Origin of the sequence: Neorhizobium sp. SOG26, from assembly GCF_003491345.1 — a bacterium.
Classification (GTDB): domain Bacteria; phylum Pseudomonadota; class Alphaproteobacteria; order Rhizobiales; family Rhizobiaceae; genus Neorhizobium; species Neorhizobium turbinariae.
Genome location: NZ_CP025512.1, coordinates 784638 through 798824, shown reverse-complemented (window position 1 = coordinate 798824; position 14187 = coordinate 784638). Strand labels below are relative to the sequence as shown.

General features: G+C 61.4%; 14 protein-coding genes. 8 read left to right on the top strand and 6 right to left on the bottom strand.

The features are described 5' to 3' along the window. Position 1 precedes the first annotated feature (1 nt). Positions 2-709 (bottom strand): DnaA regulatory inactivator HdaA, encoded by a 708-nt coding sequence (hdaA, locus tag CYG48_RS03955; RefSeq protein ID WP_118849184.1) that lies wholly within the window; start codon positions 707-709, stop codon positions 2-4. Next, the gene (locus tag CYG48_RS03950) at positions 706-1893 is read right to left on the bottom strand and encodes an AI-2E family transporter (protein ID WP_118849183.1); all 1188 of its coding nucleotides are present in this window, start codon (positions 1891-1893) and stop codon (positions 706-708) included. The genes hdaA and CYG48_RS03950 overlap by 4 nt, the downstream gene beginning before the upstream one ends. Positions 1894-2070: 177 nt before the next feature. On the opposite strand from CYG48_RS03950, the gene purM reads away from it, so the two are divergent. The 4 genes from purM to CYG48_RS03930 are packed head-to-tail and all read left to right on the top strand — an operon-like array spanning position 2071 to position 4559. Continuing rightward, positions 2071-3144, top strand: coding sequence for a phosphoribosylformylglycinamidine cyclo-ligase (purM, locus tag CYG48_RS03945; RefSeq protein WP_118849182.1), 1074 nt, complete (start codon positions 2071-2073; stop codon positions 3142-3144). Further along, positions 3141-3821, top strand: a complete 681-nt coding sequence (purN, locus tag CYG48_RS03940) for a phosphoribosylglycinamide formyltransferase (protein WP_118849181.1) — start codon at positions 3141-3143, stop codon at positions 3819-3821. Before purM ends, purN begins: the two co-directional genes overlap by 4 nt. Positions 3822-3867: 46 nt before the next feature. Further along, complete coding sequence (locus CYG48_RS03935; protein WP_118849180.1) at positions 3868-4155, top strand: type II toxin-antitoxin system Phd/YefM family antitoxin; 288 nt, start codon at positions 3868-3870, stop codon at positions 4153-4155. After that, positions 4155-4559, top strand: a complete 405-nt coding sequence (locus CYG48_RS03930) for a type II toxin-antitoxin system VapC family toxin (RefSeq protein WP_199925207.1) — start codon at positions 4155-4157, stop codon at positions 4557-4559. Before CYG48_RS03935 ends, CYG48_RS03930 begins: the two co-directional genes overlap by 1 nt. Here CYG48_RS03930 and CYG48_RS03925 read toward each other — a convergent pair. Both CYG48_RS03925 and CYG48_RS03920 read right to left on the bottom strand, forming a co-directional pair. After that, positions 4556-5146: an NUDIX domain-containing protein gene (locus CYG48_RS03925; protein ID WP_118849178.1), complete on the bottom strand. Its 591-nt coding sequence runs from the start codon at positions 5144-5146 to the stop codon at positions 4556-4558. The genes CYG48_RS03930 and CYG48_RS03925 overlap by 4 nt on opposite strands. Continuing rightward, the gene (locus CYG48_RS03920) at positions 5143-7296 is read right to left on the bottom strand and encodes a molybdopterin-containing oxidoreductase family protein (RefSeq protein WP_118849177.1); all 2154 of its coding nucleotides are present in this window, start codon (positions 7294-7296) and stop codon (positions 5143-5145) included. Before CYG48_RS03920 ends, CYG48_RS03925 begins: the two co-directional genes overlap by 4 nt. Before the next feature lie 80 nt (positions 7297-7376). Between CYG48_RS03920 and CYG48_RS03915 the strand changes: the two genes are divergently transcribed. Then, entirely contained in the window at positions 7377-8225 is an 849-nt protein-coding gene (locus tag CYG48_RS03915; protein WP_118849176.1) for a 23S rRNA (adenine(2030)-N(6))-methyltransferase RlmJ, read from the top strand. A gap of 3 nt (positions 8226-8228) precedes the next feature. On the opposite strand, the gene CYG48_RS03910 is transcribed toward CYG48_RS03915, so the two are convergent. Continuing rightward, entirely contained in the window at positions 8229-9194 is a 966-nt protein-coding gene (locus CYG48_RS03910) for a lysylphosphatidylglycerol synthase domain-containing protein (RefSeq protein WP_118849175.1), read from the bottom strand. A gap of 125 nt (positions 9195-9319) precedes the next feature. Here CYG48_RS03910 and CYG48_RS03905 point away from each other — a divergent pair, with 125 nt between their 5' ends. Together CYG48_RS03905 and CYG48_RS03900 are read left to right on the top strand one after the other, a co-directional pair. Beyond that, positions 9320-10009, top strand: coding sequence for a ribonuclease T2 family protein (locus CYG48_RS03905; RefSeq protein ID WP_118849174.1), 690 nt, complete (start codon positions 9320-9322; stop codon positions 10007-10009). A 51-nt stretch (positions 10010-10060) separates the two neighbouring features. Then, entirely contained in the window at positions 10061-10657 is a 597-nt protein-coding gene (locus CYG48_RS03900) for a glutathione S-transferase family protein (RefSeq protein WP_118849173.1), read from the top strand. Positions 10658-10731: 74 nt separating this feature from the next. Here CYG48_RS03900 and CYG48_RS03895 read toward each other — a convergent pair whose 3' ends face one another. Further along, positions 10732-11370 carry an outer membrane protein gene (locus tag CYG48_RS03895; RefSeq protein WP_118849172.1) on the bottom strand — a complete coding sequence of 213 codons (639 nt, stop codon included), beginning with the start codon at positions 11368-11370 and terminating at the stop codon, positions 10732-10734. Positions 11371-12027: 657 nt separating this feature from the next. Between CYG48_RS03895 and uvrC the strand changes: the two genes are divergently transcribed. Next, on the top strand, positions 12028-14079 hold the full coding sequence (gene uvrC, locus CYG48_RS03890) for an excinuclease ABC subunit UvrC (RefSeq protein WP_118849171.1): 2052 nt from the start codon (positions 12028-12030) through the stop codon (positions 14077-14079). Positions 14080-14187: the final 108 nt, after the last annotated feature.

The window sequence follows — 14187 nt, the reverse complement described above, 5'->3', positions numbered from 1 at the left end:
GTCAATCGGCGGCTTCCGCATTTCCAAAGCCGGACAGAACCTCCGCAACCAGCGGCCTCGTGATCCTCGTTCCGCGGGCGAGCGCCAGGTGATCGAGCCGATCGACGATGGTCTGAGCGGCACCGAGCGAGCGCTCCATCCGGTTCACGATATAGGCCACCAGCTTGTCATCAATATAAAGCTGGCGGTCGGCGAAGAGCTTCACGATCACCTGCGACAGAAGTTCCTCGTCAGGCTCACCGATCTCCACCACGGTGGCCGCTTTCAGCCGGGACTTGAGGTCAGGCAGTTCCACGCCCCAGGACATGGGCCAGAGCCTGGAGGTGATGAGAAGTGTCTGGTTGTGCTGGCGCACGCTGTTGATCACGTGGAAGAGCTCCGCCTCGTCAAATCCGCGTCGCTCGGCATCCTCGAACAGAACAGGCACCTGTGCTGCCACCATCGCCGCATCCGAACCCTCGACCGGATGGATGTCGGCGGCGCCTGCCTTGTCCTTCCAGATGTGCGCAAGGTGGGACTTTCCGGACCCCACCGGGCCGGCGAGCACCACCACCGGCGACGGCCAAACCGGCCATTCGTCGACGATCGCTACCGCTGCGGCAAGCCGCTCGGAAACCAGCAGGTCATCCCTTGTCTTTGCGGCGTCATGCGCAAACTGCAGCGGCAGTTGCTCGCTCTTGCGCCGGTCATGTCCGTTTGTCGCGCTCATCTTTCTTCCGCCACGGTGGTGGGCGCAGCATCGGTCTGCGCCGGTTGGCCGTCGTGCTCCAGCGCCTGTGGTGACGTTCCGTCCGCCTCCCAGGGAAGCGCTGCAGCGCGGCCATAATAGATGTCGCTGTCGAGATACCGCGACATTCCGAAGCGTACAAGCACGCCGACGGAAGCTGCAGCCGGCACGGCGATCAGCAGGCCGACGAAGCCGAACATCGCACCGAAGGCAAACAGCGCAAACATCAGCCAGACAGGATGCAGGCCAACGCTTTCACCAACGAGCTTCGGCTGCAGGATGTTGCCTTCAATGAACTGTCCTGAGAAGAACACGCAGGCGACCGCAATGATCCAGGGATAATCCGGCCAGAACTGCACCAGCGCCACGCCGATGGACAGGATGAGGCCGATCAGCGAGCCTATATAGGGGATGAAGCTGATCATGCCGGATACGAAGCCGATCAGCAGGCCGAAGTTCAGCCCGACGAGCGACAGCCCGACCGCATAATAAATCCCGAGGATCAGGCAGAGCGAGCCCTGGCCACGAATGAATCCGGCAACCGAGGAATCCATCTCGCGAGCCAGTTCGCGGACCGTGTTCACTTGGTCACGCGGGATCCAGCTGTCGACCTTGGCGATCATGCGGTCCCAGTCGAGAAGGATGTAGAAGGCAACGACCGGGGTAACGATCAGCAGCGACACGACGTCAACGATCGCCTTGCCGGAGTTCCAGATCTGCCCGAGCAGCGAGCCGATGAAGCCGGCGCCCTGGCTCAGCACGTCGGAGAAATTCTGCTTCACCGTCTCGATCTGGCTGCTGATCCAGGGCGGCAGGAAGGAATTTTCAGGATTGGAAATGATCTGCTGCAACTGCGTGATGTAGCCCGGAAGGGCTGCGGCAAACTGCGTGAACTGGCTGATGATGATCGGGATCACCAGCATGAGCGACAGCGCGAAGATCAGGACGAAGCTGACGAGGATCAGCACGGTTGCCATCAACCGGCTGAGGCCCCGGCGTTCGAACCAGTCGGCGATCGGGTCGAGGAAGTAGGCGAGCGCCATGCCGGCCGCGAACGGCAGGAGGATGGACCGGAACAGCCAGAGGAAGACAATGGTCAAGACCAGCATGCCGACCCAGAACAGGACGTAGCGCTTCAGACTGGCGCCGCTGATATGGTAGGGCATGATCGCTCCTTGGGTGTATCTTGGGCTAAGGGATATGATCGGCGCCCCCTTCAAGGTCAAGCACAAGGCTGATGCGCCGCACAAACTGTGAAAAGCCTTCAAAACCTGCCGCGCCGCTTGCATATCCGTGCGTGCCATGCAATTGCGAGCCGCTATGGCAATCATTGGAGATGGATGATGAGCGAGGCGGGCAAGAACAGTCTGACCTATAGCGATGCCGGCGTCGATATCGACGCGGGCAACCTGATGGTCGAGAAGATCAAGCCGGCTGTCCGCTCCACCCGACGCTCCGGTGCCGATGGAGAAATCGGCGGGTTCGGCGGGCTCTTCGACTTGAAGGCCGCTGGCTTCACCGATCCGATCCTGGTTGCGGCCAATGATGGGGTTGGCACCAAGCTCAAGATCGCGATCGACGCAGACTTCCACGACACTGTCGGCATCGACCTCGTGGCCATGTGCGTCAACGACCTCGTTGTTCAGGGCGCCGAACCGCTGTTCTTCCTCGACTATTTCGCGACCGGCAAGCTTGATCCCGAACAGGGCGCGGCGATCGTGCAGGGCATTGCCGCCGGCTGCCGCGAGGCAGGTTGCGCGCTGATCGGCGGCGAGACCGCCGAAATGCCAGGCATGTATTCGGATGGCGACTACGACCTCGCCGGCTTTGCCGTCGGTGCGGCCGAACGCGGCCAGTTGCTGCCGGTCGGCGATATTGCCAGCGGCGACGTCATCCTCGGCCTCACCTCGTCGGGTGTTCATTCGAACGGCTTCTCGCTCGCTCGCAAGATCGTTTCGATCTCGGGACTTGCCTGGGATGCGCCGGCCCCCTTCATGGAGGGCAAGTCGCTCGGCGAAGCGCTGCTCACCCCGACGCGCATCTACGTGAAGCCGCTCCTGAAGGCGATCCGCGAGACGGGTGCGCTGAAGGCACTCGCCCACATCACCGGTGGCGGCTTTCCGGAAAACATTCCGCGCGTGCTGCCGAAGAACCTTTCGGCCGAAGTTGATCTCGATAGCATCCCCGTGCCGCCGGTCTTCTCATGGCTTGCCAAGACAGGCGGCGTCGAGCCCAAGGAAATGCTGCGCACCTTCAATTGCGGTATCGGCATGATCATCGTCGTGGCCGCCGAGAATGCGCAGGCCGTTACCGATGTGCTCACCCGTGAAGGTGAGGTCGTCGTGCCGCTCGGCCGCATGATCGATCGCGCCGAAGGTGGCGCCGGCGTCGTCTACAAGGGCACCCTCGGCCTATGAGCGAGCCTGCGGGGCGGACGGCTGGCGGGCGCAGACGCGTCGTCGTGTTCATTTCCGGCGGCGGCTCCAACATGCTGTCACTGGCGGATGCCTGCGACCAACCAGATTTCCCTGCCGAGATCGTTGCCGTCATCTCTGACAAGCCTTCTGCGGGCGGCCTGGCCAAGGCGGAAGCGCGCGGGATTCCGACGCGCGTCTTCGAGCGGAAGAACTTTTCGACCAAGGCGGAGCACGAAGGCGCCATCCTGTCAGCGCTCGACGAGATCCGCCCGGACATCATCTGTCTTGCCGGCTACATGCGCCTGATCTCAGGCGACTTCATCAGCCGTTATGAGGGCCGCATTCTCAACATCCATCCCTCGCTGCTGCCGCTCTTCCCTGGGCTGCACACCCACCAGCGGGCGCTCGATTCCGGCATGAAGATTGCCGGCTGCACGGTGCATTTCGTTACCGAAGGCATGGATGAAGGTCCAATCGTCGCCCAGGCTGCGGTGCCGGTGATGCCCGGCGACACAGCCGATACGCTCGCCGCCCGCGTGCTGACGGTCGAACACAAGCTTTACCCGCTTACGCTCAAGCTCCTGGCGGACGGGAAAGTCCGTATGGAGGGTGGACGCGTGGTGCTTGACCACTTGCGTAATACCAGCTTGCAGAGCGGTGTCTTGATTTCTGCTTGACGCAGTTCCCCGCCACCTTGAAAATGGCCTCATCCTAGGATGGAGCATGGTCATGACGATCACGGTCAATGTCGTTGACGCCAATCTCGTTGAACTTCTCGCGAAGGTCGAGGCTGGCGAAGATGTCATCTTGGCTAAAGGTGATACCCCGGTCGCGCGGCTGACCACATTGGCATCGGCGCCCGAACAACACTTGGGCGATGCAGGCGAACTTCCCAAGCAAGAACAGGAGCGCCGCCGCGCCCTCATCGAGGACATACGCGATTTTCGAAGGACCATGCCAAAGGTCAAGACTGACGAAATACTGGAGTGGAAAAGCGAAGGCCGCCGTTAGTGGCGCTCTTTGTAGTGGATGCTTCCGTTGTTTGCAGTTGGGTCCTTCCTGACGAGGAGCAAGCCCTCAGTGAAGTCTCACTCAACAGGCTGCAACAGTTTGGCGCCATCGCGCCGGATCTTCTCTGGTATGAGGTTCGAAACGTTCTTGCAGTCTCCTGCCGACGAAAACGTATCAGCGTTGAGCAGGCCAAGGAGGCTCTCGCAAAGCTTCGCCGCTCCGACATTCTGACCATACCAGTCAATGATGATGCTGCGGTTCTTGATCTCGGCTCAAGATACAGCTTGTCTGCTTACGACGCCGCCTACCTGACACTCGCGCTGGAGCGGAAGCTTGCGCTCGCGACGCTCGACCAGCGGTTGGCCGCCGCCGCATTGCAAGCTGGCTGCCCGCTGCTCGCCTAACCGAGACTTCCGCGGTTCAACTGCAGCCACTGCAGCAGCATGATCGTCTTGGCATCGCAAATCTCGCCTCGCTCTATCATCGCCATGGCATCCGAGACCGTGACCTGGAGCACTTCGATGTCCTCATGCTCTTCAGCGAGCCCGCCGCCCTCTTCCGTTTTGTCGGACTGGCTGATCAGCCCGTAGAAGAAATGCACTCTCTCGGTGATCGCGCCGGGCGACATATAGACCCGGAACAGGAAGCGCACGTCGCGCAGCTTGTATCCCGTCTCTTCCAGCGCCTCTCGGCGGATCGCTTCCTCGGGCCGGTCGCTGTCCAGCAGTCCCGCCGGAACCTCGATCATCCAGGACGGGTCGCCGAGCAGATGCGCCGGCAGCCTGAACTGCTTGACGAGGACGACCTTGTCGCGTTCAGGGTCATGCAGCAGGATCGCTGCCGCTTCGCCTCGATGGTAGATCTCGCGCTTCAGCCGTTGCGTTTCGCCGCGCTGGTCCGTGTAGTCGATCTCGAAGTCTGAAAGGCGTGTCCAGCCGTCGGACAGCGTCGTCTCGCCGACGATCTTCACCCGATCATTGGCATCCGTCATGCTGCATCCTTGCGAAGCCAGACCTTGTTGTCATGGAATGCCGCCCCGCCATAAGGCGCCACGGCATCGGCTCCGGTGAGCACATTGATCCCCTCGCCGTCGAGGTGCTTGCTGTTCGGCCACAGCCCCTCGGCGATCAGCACGCCCGGGCGTGCGCCCGGCACGAGCCGCGCATGAAGCCTCACCTCGCCCCGCTGGTTGCCAAGCCGCACGATATCGCCGTCAATGATCCCGAGACGTGCCGCGTCGGTCGGCTCGATCATCACTTCCGGCCGTCCTTCCCTTTCATAAGAGCTTTTCGTCTCGCTGAAGGAGGAGTTGAGGAAGCTTCGCGCCGGCGATGTGGCCAGCCGGAACGGATGCTCGGCGTCGGCCACTTCGATGACATCCACCTGGTCGGGGAACCGCGGCAGCTGCGCGTACGGCCCCTGCGGGCCGACATCGACCGGCGGCTTGTCCGGGGACGGCCCGTTCTGCCAGTCCGGGCTGAAGCGGAATTTCCCATCCGGATAACCGAAGCCCTTGATGTAATGGGCCGTCTCGAAATCCGGCTGCGCGTCGATCCAGCGGTCGCGCTTCAACTCGTCATAGCTGCCCCAGCCGCTCGCCTGCAGGATCTTGTCGATATGCTGGCGCTCGTCGAGCCCGAAGCCCGGAAAATGATCGACGCCAAGGCGCTTTGCCAGTTCCTCGATGACGAAGAGATTGGTGCGCACCGTTGGCGGCGGCTCTGTCACCTTCGGCCCAAGCAGGATGTGCTGCTGGCCGCCGGCTCGGTAAAGGTCGTCGTGCTCCAAGAACATCGTGGCCGGCAGCACGATATCGGCAACCTGCGCCGTGTCGGTCATGAACTGCTCGTGGACGGCCACGAACAGGTCGTCGCGCATGAAGCCCTGGCGGACGAGACGCTGTTCGGGCGCCACGTTCATCGGATTGGTGTTCTGGATCAGCAGCGCCGTCACCGGCCCGCGATGCCGAAGCGCCTCGGCGTCGCCCGTCAGCACCCGGCCAATCTGCGACTGGTCGAGCATGCGGATGTCCGGGTCCTTGTAGGCGGTACCCATCAGTTCGGACTTGTCGAGCCGGAAGATCTGGCCGTTGTTGTGGAAGGCGCCGCCGCCTTCGTATTGCCAGGAGCCCAACACAGTGGCGATCGAGAGCGCGGCATGCATGGCAACGGTGCCGTTGCGCTGGCGAGCAAAACCGTATCCAAGCCGGAAGAAGGTGCGCTTCGTCGTACCGACAAGCCGCGCAAAATTCTCGATCTCCTCGACCGACAGGCCGGTGATGGCGGACGCCCATTCCGGCGTCTTTGTCTTCAGATGCGCTTCAAGGCCCGCGGGATCGTCTGCAAACAGGTCCATGTAGCTGCGGTCGGCGTAACCGTCGCGGAAGGCGATGTGCATCACGGCGCAGGCGAGCGCCGCATCGGTACCGGGACGCACCGTGAGCGCGATGTCCGCCTGCTTCATCGTTGGGTTGTCGTAGATGTCGATGACGACGATCTTGGCGCCGCGCTCCTTGCGCGCCCGTATCGCGTGGGTCATCACGTTGACCTGCGTCGAGACCGCGTTCGTGCCCCAGATCACCACGCAATCGGACTTTGCCATCTCGCGCGGATCTGGCCCCCGCAGCGCACCGGTTCCCATCACATAGCCGGTCCAGGCCATGTTGGTGCAGATCGTGCCGAAGAAGCCGGAATATTTCTTGGCATGCCGCAGCCGCTCGATCGAGTCACGCTGCACCTGGCCCATGGTTCCGGCGTAGAAGTATGGCCACACGGCTTCCGAACCGTGCCGTGCTTCCGCCTTCATGAAGGCATCGGCGACCTCGTCCAGCGCCGCTTCCCAGGAGATTTCCTGCCAGGCGCCCTCGCCCTTGCGGCCGATGCGGCGCTTCGGCACCATCAGCCGGTCCGGATGATAGATCCGCTCGCTATAGCGGGCGACCTTGGCGCAGATGACGCCGGCCGTATAGCTGTTGTCCGCAGAGCCGCGAACCCGGCCGATCCGGCCGTCCGCGGTCAGGTCGACATCAAGCGCGCAGGCGGAGGGACAGTCATGCGGGCAGACCGTATGGCCAACGGAATTATGGCCAATCTTGCGCTTGGCTTGCGTGACTTCTGCAATGATGGGGGTCGCAACGTTCATGGCTTTTCTATATGGCAAGGCAATGCGCGCAAAAAGCGTCTTTCGCACCGCGCCAAAAAAATTCAACGGACGGCAAGATCATGAACTACCGGCACATCTACCATGCAGGCAATTTCGCCGATGTCCTGAAGCATGCGGTGCTGGCGCGCATCATCCGCTACGCGCAGAACAAGGAAAAGGCCTTCCGCGTGCTCGACACGCATGCCGGCATCGGGCTCTATGACCTGTCGTCGGAGGAGGCTCAGAAGACCGGCGAGTGGCGCGACGGCATCGGACGGCTCCTTGAGGCTGAGCTACCCGCACCGGTCGCCGAACTGCTGGAGCCCTATCTTTCTGCCATCCGCGAGCTCAACCCGACGGGCGCGATCAAGCTCTATCCTGGTTCGCCAAAGCTCGCCCGCATGCTGTTTCGCCCGCAGGACCGGCTGTCGGCCATGGAACTGCATCCCGAGGACTACCATCGCCTGCACAACCTGTTCGAGGGCGATTTCCAGGTTCGCGCGACGCAGCTCGACGGCTGGCTGGCACTCGGCGCGCACCTTCCGCCCAAGGAAAAGCGCGGGGTCATCCTGGTCGATCCGCCCTTCGAGGAAGAAGGCGAGTATGGCCGCCTCGTCAGCGGCTTGGCCAATGCTTATCGCCGTTTTGCCGGCGGCACCTATTGCCTCTGGTATCCGATCAAGAAGGGCGCACCGATCAAGGCCTTCCATGAGGAACTGCAAGCGCTGGACATCCCCAAGATGCTGTGCACCGAACTCACTGTCCGTAGCGACCGCGAAACGACAGGCCTTACCGGTTCCGGTCTGGTGATCGTCAATCCGCCCTTCACTTTGAAGGACGAATTGCACACCATGCTGCCGGTCCTGAAGTCGGTGCTGGCACAGGATCGGTTCGCCTCGCAGCGCGCCTTCTGGCTGCACGGCGAGTAGCGGTCAGGAGTTTTCCAGCTTTTGCTGCTCCGGCTCGGCAAGCGTCTCCGAGCGGAACCGCGAGCGCTCGAAAACCACGATCACCACGAGCGCCATCACGAACGGGATCAGCAGGTAGAACAGGCGGAAGACGAGCAGGGCGGCGATCACGTCGGCCTGGTTCATGTCCGGCAGACCCATCAGGAAGACAAGTTCGAGGATTCCGAGACCGCCCGGCGCGTGCGAGATCAAGGCCGCCGAAAATGACACCAGGAAGATGCCGAGGATCATCAGGAAGCCCGGGTTGCCAGCCTCCGGCAGCGCGAAATAAATGATGCCCGCCGCGCCGATCAGCTCGATCGGTGCGATGATGAGTTGCGGAAGGACCACCCGCGGCGACGGGTAGAAGATGTTGATCTTGCCGAGCTTGAGCGGCCGAAGCTTCAGGAAGCTTGCCCCGACATAGAGCGCAATCAGGAACAGCAGGAAGAAACCGGTGCCGGCCGTCGCTTCCATCGGCACCACGTCGGCGAATCTTTCGACCAGTTCGGGCTCGATGATGAGCACCAGTGCTGCAAGCAGCAGGGTTCCGAGTAGGAAGGTGAAGGAGCAGACCGCGATCAGCACGCCGATCTCGGCCGGTGTCAGGCCTTTGGAGGAATAGGCGCGGTAGCGGACCACCGCACCCGAAACGACGGACGCACCGACATTGTGGGACAGGGCATAGGTGGTGAAGGAACAGATGCTGATGAACCACCAGTCGACCTTCTTGCCCAGGTGCATCAGCGCTATGCGGTCGTATCCTGCAAGCGCGGCATAAGCGACAAGCGTCGAAAGTCCTGCCAGAACCCAGTTCCCCGGAGTGATGGCCTCAAGGCTTTGGCTCAGGTCGTCAAGCGACAGACCACGCAATTCCTTGTAGAGAAGCCAAGCCGAAACCGCTATCGTCAGGGCGCCTATCGCCGGCCACAGGTACTTCTTTAATGCCATCCAGCCTTGCCAATCTCCGCATCTTTCCCGCCCTGCCTGAACGGAACGCGCTAGTGTAGTCATCCGGTACACGGTTGTTCAACCTTCAAAGATGATAACGCGTTCCAAATCTTCGAGAATTGACCATGGCCTTTACCCCTAGAGCGACCGTTTCCCTTCTTGCCGCCGCCCTCACCGTGCTGGTGACACTGAACTCGACCGCGGCGTTTTCCCAGCAGCGGACACAGGAACGGCGCGGCGAACGCGCCGGCGAATTCGACTTCTATGTCCTGTCGCTGTCATGGTCGCCGACCTTCTGCGCCACCCAGGGCAGCGGCAACCGCGACCAATGCGGCACCGACAAGAACTTTCGCTTCGTCGTCCATGGGCTTTGGCCGCAATACGAAAAAGGTTATCCGGATTTCTGCTCCAGCGGCGAACCGGCGCGGGTTCCAAACAATGTCGGCCGCCCTTTCATGGACATCATGCCGTCCATGGGGCTGATTGGGCACCAGTGGCGCAAGCACGGCAGTTGCACCGGCCTTAGCCAGCGGGAGTATCTCGCCAAAACCCGCGAAGCCTTCAACCGCATCCGCATCCCGGATGATCTCGCCTCGGGCCGCGCCGCACTCACCCTTTCAACGGACGCGATCGAGGAGAAGTTCGTTGCCGCCAATCCCGGCATGAGTCGCCGTGGCATCGCGACAAGCTGCGAAGGCCGGCGACTCGAGGAGGTGCGCATCTGCCTGACCAAGGACCTGCGCTTTCGCGACTGCGCGGAAGTCGATCGCAGCGGCTGCCGGATCAGCAGCGTGACCATGCCGCCGGCACGCTGAGACAACAAGAGAAGCCCCCAGAGGAAAACCAGAGGAACACCCGAGGAACCCATGAAACTGCTTTATTCCCCCGCCTCCCCCTATTCGGCGAAAGCTCGCATGGCCGCCCGTTATCTTGGCATCGAGATCACCGAGGTGAAGACAGACACCAACGCCGCGCCGCCAGAGCTCACCGATAACAACCCGCTCGGCAAGATCCCTGTGCTGATCCGAGATGGTGAACCGCCGATCTATGACAGCGTCGCGATCATGCATTTCTTCGACCGGATGTCGGGCGGCAAGCTTTACCCGAAGAAGGACGCCAAGCGCACGGAAGCCGAGGTGCTTGAGGCGCTTTGCGACGGTATCCTCGATTGCCTGCTCGCCATCGTCTACGAGCGTCGCTCACGCGACGAGTCGAAGGTGCACCAGCCGTGGATCGACAAGCAGTGGGGCAAGGTCGTGCGCGGCCTCGACTACCTGGAGAACAACCTGCCGAAGACCGGCAAGAAGCTGCATGGCGGCCATTTCGCGCTCGCCTCGCTGATCGGTTACCTCGACCTTCGCTTTGATGGGCAATGGGCGGGTGGTCGTCCGAAGCTCGCCGCCTGGACCTATGTCTTCTCCAAGCGCTTCGTCGACTATGCGTCGATGAAATCATCGGCCTGAGCGTCAAGCTCAACCGAACAAACAAAAGGCCCGGATTTGCATCCGGGCCTTTTGTTTCAGTCCAGCATTGCTGCTTAGAACTTGACGCCGATACCGAGGCGAACGCTGTGGTCGTCGAAGCCCTTCGAAACCGAGCCGCCGGACAGGTCGTAACGATCCGTGCCGTAGTCGGTGTAACGATATTCGACACGAGCCGTGATGTTGTTCGTGACGAAGGCTTCAGCACCTGCACCAACCGTGTAGCCGACACCAGTCTTGCTGTCAGAGGTCGTGCCGTCGCTGAGTTCGTTGTCCTGGAGGGCCAGACCAGCCGTACCGTAGATCATGAACGGGTTCAGGTCGTAACCGACGCGACCACGGATAGAGCCGTTCCAGCCGGCTTCGCCACGGAAACCTTCGATCGTGTTGTTTTCGTTGCCGCTGTAGCCGAGGTCAGCTTCGACACCGTACACGATCTGGCCAGACTGCCAGTTGTAACCGGTGAATGCACCGCCGCCGAACTGACCGTCACGGTCGCCAGCGCCGCCAAAACGGCCCCAGTTGTACTGGCCGTAACCACCGAGGTAGAAGCCTTCCCAGGTTGCTACCGGGGCTGCTTCTTCAATGGCAACGGGAGCCTGTGGGATTTCGTCAACGGCATCTGCTGCATTGGCCGCTGAAAATGCGCCGAAGCTGGCTGCCGATGCCATCAGAGTTGCGATGAGAATACGCATACAATTTTCTCCTTTACTGCTGTGCCGGGAGCCGCCGCGAAGGCCGCGACAAATGTTCCCTGCCCGCTGGAGACGAATGTGGCGGCCAATTGAGGAATTGAAAGAGCCGAATTGTGAATTGATTGTGGCGCACGAATGGCGAAAATTGGATGTTGCTGTATCGCAACAGGTATTTCCTTAACCCTAACTATACGTTATCATAAGTATTACAATCTTCACAACTGTATATTCTAAGTTAATACTCAAGTCGAACCACGTCAATATATTGACTCGCGCCGCCACTGCATCCGATGGGCCAGGCACGATTCACTTGGAAGCCAAGTTTCGCGGGTTTATTGCGATGGTAATGCGAAGAAATCACGGGTGCAAAACAGCAGGATCGACAGTCTCCATGGCTGGCAAATGGCTCCGCCACCCTCGCCTGCCCGTTTTCTGCCTTGTTGTGGCGCGGTTCCTGAGGGTCAGCATCCTCTTGCCTTCCTCCGCCGCCAAGCGTGGCTTTCAATCTAGGGCCCGAGTCACTATTTCTAGCGGACATCCCGAAAGCTGAAACGGGCGGTGATTCACCGGCTTAAATGACATTGCGAAGCATGGCGGCATCATCTGTCCGCCCGAAAGAACCAGTTGCCGATCATCGGCGCTGGCGGAGACTGAGGAATGAACGGAGCGAAGCTGCCTGATGGCGGCGTTCTCTATGACGAGACCGAAGACGACGAAGACGATCTGGCGCTGCCCGAGCCAAGCGAGAGCGCAGGTCCCATCGCGTCGATAGACTGGAACGAAGGTCTTCGCAACGAGAGCGGGCTGAAGGGCGCCGAGCTCATTGCCGAGTTCGTCAAGCACCTGCCGAATGCGCCAGGCGTCTACCGCATGTTCAACGAAGCCGGCGACGTCATGTATGTCGGCAAGGCGCGCAGCCTCAAGAAGCGCGTCAGCAACTATGCGCAGGGACGCGTCCACTCCAACCGCCTGTCGCGGATGGTGCGCGAAACCACGCATATGGAATTCGTCACGACTCGAACGGAAACCGAGGCGCTGCTGCTCGAAGCCAACCTCATCAAAAGGCTGCGCCCGCGCTTCAACGTGCTTCTGCGCGACGACAAGTCATTTCCCTATATCACCATCACCGGCGATCATCGCGCCCCTGCGATCTTTAAGCATCGCGGCGCGCGCGCCCGCAAGGGCGACTATTTCGGGCCGTTCGCATCGGCCGCGGCCGTGGGGCGCACGATCAATTCACTGCAGCGCGCCTTCCTGCTGCGCACCTGCACCGACAGCGTTTTTGAAAGCCGCACCCGCCCCTGCCTTCTTTACCAAATCAAGCGATGCTCCGGTCCCTGCACCCACGAGATCAGCGACGAGGATTATGCAGCACTCGTGCGCGAGGCAAAGGACTTCCTCTCCGGCCGCAGCCAGAACGTGAAGGCGGCGATTGCGGCGCAGATGGCGGAAGCATCCGAAGACCTGGATTTCGAGCGGGCAGCGATCTATCGCGACCGGCTTTCGGCGCTTTCGCATGTCCAGAGCCACCAGGGCATCAACCCGGCCGGCGTCGAGGAGGCGGATGTCTTCGCCATCCACCACGAGGGTGGCCTCTCCTGCATCCAGGTGTTCTTTTTCCGCACCGGCCAGAATTGGGGCAACCGGGCCTATTTCCCGAAGGCAGACCCGCAGATGTCGGGCGCCGAGATCCTCAATGCCTTCCTGGCACAGTTTTACGACGACAAGCCGGTGCCGAAGCAGATCCTGCTTTCCGAGACCGTCGAGGAACAGGACCTGCTCGCGATGGCCTTTTGTGAGAAGGCTGGCCACAAAGTTTCAATCTCGGTCCCGCAGCGCGGGGAAAAGAAGGATCTCGTGGGCCATGTGCTCGCCAATGCGCGCGAAGCTCATGGACGCAAGCTCGCCGAAACAGCCTCGCAGGCGCGGCTGCTGCAGGGCCTCGCGGAGACCTTCTCGCTGCCTTACGTACCGCGCCGCATCGAGATCTACGACAACTCCCACATCATGGGCACCAATGCGGTGGGCGGCATGGTGGTCGCGGGGCCGGAAGGTTTCGTGAAGAACCAGTACCGCAAGTTCAACATCAAATCGACGGACATCACCCCGGGCGACGACTTCGGCATGATGCGCGAGGTCATGACCCGGCGCTTTTCCCGCCTCATCAAGGAAGAAGGCATCCCGGACCGCAGCAAATCTGCCGCGAGCGCATCGACATCGGATGACATCAACGACTCAGGCTTCCCCGCCTGGCCGGACCTCATCCTGATCGATGGCGGCCAGGGCCAGATGACCGCCGTGCGCGCCATCCTCGATGAACTCGGTATCCGGGATGTCGTGACCGCCATCGGTGTCGCCAAAGGTGTCGACCGCGACGCGGGACGCGAGCGCTTCTTCGCCGATGGACGCAGCGACTTCTCCCTGCCGCCGCGCGATCCGGTGCTTTATTTCATCCAGCGCATGCGTGACGAGGCGCACCGCTTTGCGATCGGTTCCCACCGTGCGCGGCGCAAGAAGGAGATGGTCCGCAATCCGCTCGACGAGATCTCCGGCATCGGCCCCGGCCGCAAGCGCAAGCTCCTGCAGCATTTCGGAACGGCCAAGGCCGTGTCGCGCGCGGGCGTCAGTGATCTGATGGCGGTCGAGGGCATTTCAGAGGCCGTGGCCAAGCAGATCTACAACCACTTCCACGAAAACCGGGCGGGCTGAGCTGCGTTAGTGCGTCCAGTTGCGGCCCGTCTCGGCAGCGATACATATCTCTGGTAAATGGCTGTTGAGCGGTTGACGCTCGTCGCTCAAAGTCTCAACTAGAGGCAA

What these genes read in the sequence shown, in the direction of transcription:
- CYG48_RS03895 (WP_118849172.1), bottom strand. Translation starts at nt 11,370, where the DNA reads ATGCGTATTCTCATCGCAACTCTGATGGCATCGGCAGCCAGCTTCGGC.
- CYG48_RS03925 (WP_118849178.1), bottom strand. Translation starts at nt 5,146, where the DNA reads ATGACGGATGCCAATGATCGGGTGAAGATCGTCGGCGAGACGACGCTG.
- CYG48_RS03900 (WP_118849173.1), top strand. Translation starts at nt 10,061, where the DNA reads ATGAAACTGCTTTATTCCCCCGCCTCCCCCTATTCGGCGAAAGCTCGC.
- hdaA (WP_118849184.1), bottom strand. Translation starts at nt 709, where the DNA reads ATGAGCGCGACAAACGGACATGACCGGCGCAAGAGCGAGCAACTGCCG.
- purN (WP_118849181.1), top strand. Translation starts at nt 3,141, where the DNA reads ATGAGCGAGCCTGCGGGGCGGACGGCTGGCGGGCGCAGACGCGTCGTC.
- CYG48_RS03915 (WP_118849176.1), top strand. Translation starts at nt 7,377, where the DNA reads ATGAACTACCGGCACATCTACCATGCAGGCAATTTCGCCGATGTCCTG.
- uvrC (WP_118849171.1), top strand. Translation starts at nt 12,028, where the DNA reads ATGAACGGAGCGAAGCTGCCTGATGGCGGCGTTCTCTATGACGAGACC.
- CYG48_RS03905 (WP_118849174.1), top strand. Translation starts at nt 9,320, where the DNA reads ATGGCCTTTACCCCTAGAGCGACCGTTTCCCTTCTTGCCGCCGCCCTC.
- CYG48_RS03910 (WP_118849175.1), bottom strand. Translation starts at nt 9,194, where the DNA reads ATGGCATTAAAGAAGTACCTGTGGCCGGCGATAGGCGCCCTGACGATA.
- CYG48_RS03920 (WP_118849177.1), bottom strand. Translation starts at nt 7,296, where the DNA reads ATGAACGTTGCGACCCCCATCATTGCAGAAGTCACGCAAGCCAAGCGC.
- CYG48_RS03950 (WP_118849183.1), bottom strand. Translation starts at nt 1,893, where the DNA reads ATGCCCTACCATATCAGCGGCGCCAGTCTGAAGCGCTACGTCCTGTTC.
- purM (WP_118849182.1), top strand. Translation starts at nt 2,071, where the DNA reads ATGAGCGAGGCGGGCAAGAACAGTCTGACCTATAGCGATGCCGGCGTC.
- CYG48_RS03935 (WP_118849180.1), top strand. Translation starts at nt 3,868, where the DNA reads ATGGTCATGACGATCACGGTCAATGTCGTTGACGCCAATCTCGTTGAA.